The 4,034-nt window shown below is 61.8% G+C and carries 3 protein-coding genes and 1 pseudogene; 2 read left to right on the top strand and 2 right to left on the bottom strand.

From position 1 onward, the window contains the following. The first annotated feature begins 33 nt into the window (after nt 1-33). A complete protein-coding gene (ureC, locus tag DBR24_RS26275; RefSeq protein WP_128616169.1) occupies nt 34-1,734 on the top strand; it encodes an urease subunit alpha in 1,701 nt (566 codons plus the stop codon). A 188-nt stretch (nt 1,735-1,922) separates the two neighbouring features. Here the strand turns inward: ureC and DBR24_RS26270 are convergent, their stop codons facing one another. Both DBR24_RS26270 and DBR24_RS26265 read right to left on the bottom strand, forming a co-directional pair. Then, a complete protein-coding gene (locus DBR24_RS26270; protein ID WP_123470991.1) occupies nt 1,923-2,228 on the bottom strand; it encodes a chaperone modulator CbpM in 306 nt (101 codons plus the stop codon). 22 nt (nt 2,229-2,250) lie between these two features. Further along, the gene (locus tag DBR24_RS26265; RefSeq protein WP_123470989.1) at nt 2,251-3,201 is read right to left on the bottom strand and encodes a DnaJ C-terminal domain-containing protein; all 951 of its coding nucleotides are present in this window, start codon (nt 3,199-3,201) and stop codon (nt 2,251-2,253) included. A 292-nt stretch (nt 3,202-3,493) separates the two neighbouring features. Here DBR24_RS26265 and DBR24_RS33880 point away from each other — a divergent pair. Further along, a pseudogene (locus DBR24_RS33880) lies at nt 3,494-4,034 on the top strand (Hsp70 family protein); the annotation flags it as partial.

The raw sequence follows: 4,034 nt of genomic DNA, 5'->3' as shown, positions 1-4,034 counted from the left end.
GAAGCTTGCAGCTCAATTCCGAGGAACGAGGAAATGAAGATCTCCCGTCAAGCCTACGCCGACATGTTCGGCCCCACCGTCGGCGACAAGGTACGCCTGGCCGATACCGAGTTGTGGATCGAAGTCGAAAAGGACTTCACCACCTACGGCGAAGAAGTGAAATTCGGCGGCGGCAAAGTGATCCGCGATGGCCAGGGCCAGAGCCAGTTGCTCGCGGCCGAAGTGGTCGACACCTTGATCACCAACGCGCTGATCATCGACCACTGGGGCATCGTCAAGGCCGACGTCGGCCTCAAGGACGGGCGCATCGCCGCGATCGGCAAGGCCGGCAACCCGGACGTGCAGCCCGACGTGACCATCGCCATCGGCGCCAGCACCGAAGTGATCGCCGGTGAAGGCATGATCCTCACCGCCGGCGGCATCGACACCCATATTCACTTCATCTGCCCGCAGCAGATCGAAGAAGCGCTGATGAGCGGCGTCACCACCATGATCGGCGGCGGCACCGGGCCTGCCACCGGCACCAACGCCACCACCTGCACCTCCGGCCCGTGGCACCTGGCGCGCATGCTCCAGGCCGCCGACGCGTTCCCGATGAACATCGGCCTCACCGGCAAGGGCAACGCCAGCCTGCCGGAGCCGTTGATCGAGCAGGTCAAGGCCGGTGCCATCGGCCTCAAGCTGCACGAAGACTGGGGCACCACCCCGGCAAGCATCGACAATTGCCTGAACGTCGCCGACCAGTACGACGTGCAAGTGGCGATCCACACCGACACCCTCAACGAATCCGGCTTCGTCGAAACCACCCTCGGCGCGTTCAAGGGCCGCACCATCCACACCTACCACACCGAGGGTGCCGGTGGCGGCCATGCGCCGGACATCATCAAGGCCTGCGGTTTCCCGAACGTACTGCCGAGTTCCACCAACCCGACCCGGCCGTTCACCCGCAACACCATCGACGAACACCTCGACATGCTGATGGTCTGCCATCACCTGGACCCGAGCATCGCCGAAGACGTCGCATTTGCCGAAAGCCGCATCCGCCGCGAAACAATTGCCGCCGAAGACATCCTCCACGACCTCGGCGCGTTCTCGATGATCAGCTCCGACAGCCAGGCCATGGGCCGTGTCGGCGAAGTCATCACGCGCACCTGGCAGACCGCCGACAAGATGAAGAAGCAGCGCGGCCCGCTGCCGCAGGACGGCGCAGGCAACGACAACTTCCGCGCCAAGCGCTACATCGCCAAGTACACCATCAACCCGGCGATCACCCACGGCATCAGCCACGAAGTCGGCTCGGTGGAAGTCGGCAAATGGGCGGATCTGGTGCTCTGGCGCCCGGCATTTTTTGGCGTGAAACCGACGCTGATCCTCAAGGGCGGCGCGATTGCCGCCAGCCTGATGGGCGATGCCAACGCGTCGATCCCGACCCCGCAACCGGTGCACTATCGCCCGATGTTCGCCAGTTACGGCGGTTCGCTGCATGCCACCAGCCTGACCTTTATCAGTCAGGCGGCGCAGGAAGCCGGGTTGCCTGAAGCGTTGGGATTGAAGAAGAAAATCGGCGTGGTCAAAGGCTGCCGTGACGTGCAGAAAACCGACCTGATCCACAACGATTATCTGCCGAACATTGATGTCGACCCGCAGACGTATCAGGTCAGGGCGGACGGTGTGTTGCTCTGGTGTGAGCCGGCAGAAACCTTGCCGATGGCACAGCGGTACTTTTTGTTTTGAGCACAAAAAAGGCCCTTCGGGGCCTTTTTCAATGGTGAATCAGAATGACCGTGTAATCGTTCTTCGCTGGCAAGCCAGCTCTCACAGGTTCTGCGTCGAACTGAAATCCCTGTTTCAACCCAAAACCCTGTGGGAGCTGGCTTGCCAGCGATGAGGCCAAATCAACCGACACAAAGTTTTCAGGCTATCTACTCAACCACCAACCGCCCCAAGCGCTGGCGCAACATGCGGTTCTCGGCGCGCAACTCGCGCACTTCTTCCAGCAGATCCAGCGCCAGGGCGACGCCTTCCCACTCCAGTTCCAGTTCGCGGCGCAATTTCGCCGCACGTTTGGCCAAGGCCAGTTCGTAATCGGTGAAGCGCCATTCCCGGGGCTGTGCACCCTGAGGTTCGAGGATGCCGTGTTCGACGATTTCGATCACGTAGGCATCCGACAAATCGGCCGCCTCACAGAATTCTGCCAAGTCCAGTTGAACGATCAGGGGGCTGCTCATGATGGGCTACTCCGTCGTCGAATCAGAAGTTCTCTCGCGGATTGAAGGCGGCTTTCTTCGCCAGTTCCTGCCACAGCGCCTTGACCTCATCGTCCGAGGCTTTCGGCATCACGGCTTTGAGCTGCACGAACAGATAACCGCGCTCGCCGGCCTTGTTTTTCAAACCATGACCCTTGGCGCGCATGCGCTGGCCGTTCTGGCTGCCCGCCGGCACCTTGAGGTTGATCTTGCCGGTCAGGGTCGGCACGGCCACTTCAGCGCCCAGCGCCAGTTCCCACGGCGCCAGCGGCAGGGTGATGATCAGGTTTTCGCCTTCGACATCGAATTTCGGGTGCGGCGCAAAGCGAATAGTCAGGTACAGATCGCCATTGGCCCCGCCACCGATCCCCGGTGCACCCTGGCCCTTGAGGCGGATGCGCTCGCCGTCGGTCACGCCCGCCGGGATCTTCACGTTCAGGCTCTTGCTGGTGTTGCTGACGTGCTGGCCGTTGGCGTTGTATTGCGGCACCTGGAAGGTGACCTTCTTCGACTCGTTCGCCAGCGTCTCCTCGAGGAAGATCGGCAGTTCCATTTCCACGTCTTGTCCCCGGCGCCCGGTACTGCGTTGTTGCCGACCTTCGCCGCCACCGAAACCGGGGCCGCGATTGCCGAAGATCGAACTGAAGAAGTCCGAGAAGTCGCCGGTGTCGCCACCGCCGCCGCCAAAGCCGCCACGGCTCTGCCAGCCCGGTGGGCCCTGGAACGGCTGACCGTGCTGGCCATAGCGGCGCAGCTCGTCGTATTCGGCGCGCTTGTCGGCGCTTTTCAGCGCTTCATAGGCTTCCGAGGCATCCTTGAACTTGGCCTCGGCGTCTTTTTCCTTGCTGACATCCGGGTGGTATTTGCGCGCCAGCTTGCGATAGGCCGCCTTGATCGCCTTGTCGTCCGCCGTCGGCTCCACGCCGAGTATCTTGTAATAGTCTTTGAAGTCCATCGAAGGAATCACCGTCCGTTATCGATTTCGCGCCGAGCCCAGCATGCGCTCATTCGCGCGTGCCGGGTTGACCGATCTCAAGTTTGTGACCGGGTGGCGCTGCAGAAGTTTATCGGCAGTGGGCGACGGTTCTTGTGACCGCCGGTGTGTCTGCCGGCCCATGCCAGCAAGTTTGGGGCAAAGTCCGGGCTTTCAAGGCAGTTTAGTCGTGAAATAGCAGATGACCGGCCTTCGAATCTGTCGCGCACTGACATACACTGCGCGGCCGTTTTTTAGACCGGAACCGAAAGACATGAAAGACGCCTCTCCAGCCCGTGCCTGCGGCATCGACTTCGGCACGTCCAACTCCACCGTCGGCTGGCTGCGCCCCGGCATGGAAACGATGATCGCGCTGGAAGACGACAAGATCACCCTGCCGTCGGTGGTCTTCTTCAACATCGAGGAACGCCGTCCGGTGTACGGTCGCCTGGCGCTGCACGAGTACCTGGAAGGCTACGAAGGCCGGCTGATGCGCTCGCTCAAGAGCCTGCTGGGCTCCAAGCTGATCAAGCACGACACCAGCGTCCTCGGCACCGCGATGCCGTTCAAGGACCTGCTCGGCCTGTTCATCGGCCAACTGAAGAGCCGCGCCGAAACCGCCGCCGGTCGGGAATTCGAGCAAGTGGTCCTCGGTCGCCCGGTGTTCTTCGTCGATGACGATCCGCTGGCCGACCAGGAAGCCGAAGACACCCTGGTCGAAGTGGCGCGCAAGCTCGGCTTCAAGGACGTGTCGTTTCAGTACGAACCGATCGCGGCGGCCTTCGACTACGAGTCGACCATCGAAAAAGAAGAGC

The sequence above is a fragment of the Pseudomonas sp. HMWF006 genome (assembly GCF_003061205.1).
GTDB classification, from domain to species: Bacteria; Pseudomonadota; Gammaproteobacteria; order Pseudomonadales; family Pseudomonadaceae; genus Aquipseudomonas; species Aquipseudomonas monsensis.
This window is presented reverse-complemented; position numbering and strand designations above follow the sequence as displayed.

What these genes read in the sequence shown, in the direction of transcription:
- ureC (WP_128616169.1), top strand. Translation starts at nt 34, where the DNA reads ATGAAGATCTCCCGTCAAGCCTACGCCGACATGTTCGGCCCCACCGTC.
- DBR24_RS26270 (WP_123470991.1), bottom strand. Translation starts at nt 2,228, where the DNA reads ATGAGCAGCCCCCTGATCGTTCAACTGGACTTGGCAGAATTCTGTGAG.
- DBR24_RS26265 (WP_123470989.1), bottom strand. Translation starts at nt 3,201, where the DNA reads ATGGACTTCAAAGACTATTACAAGATACTCGGCGTGGAGCCGACGGCG.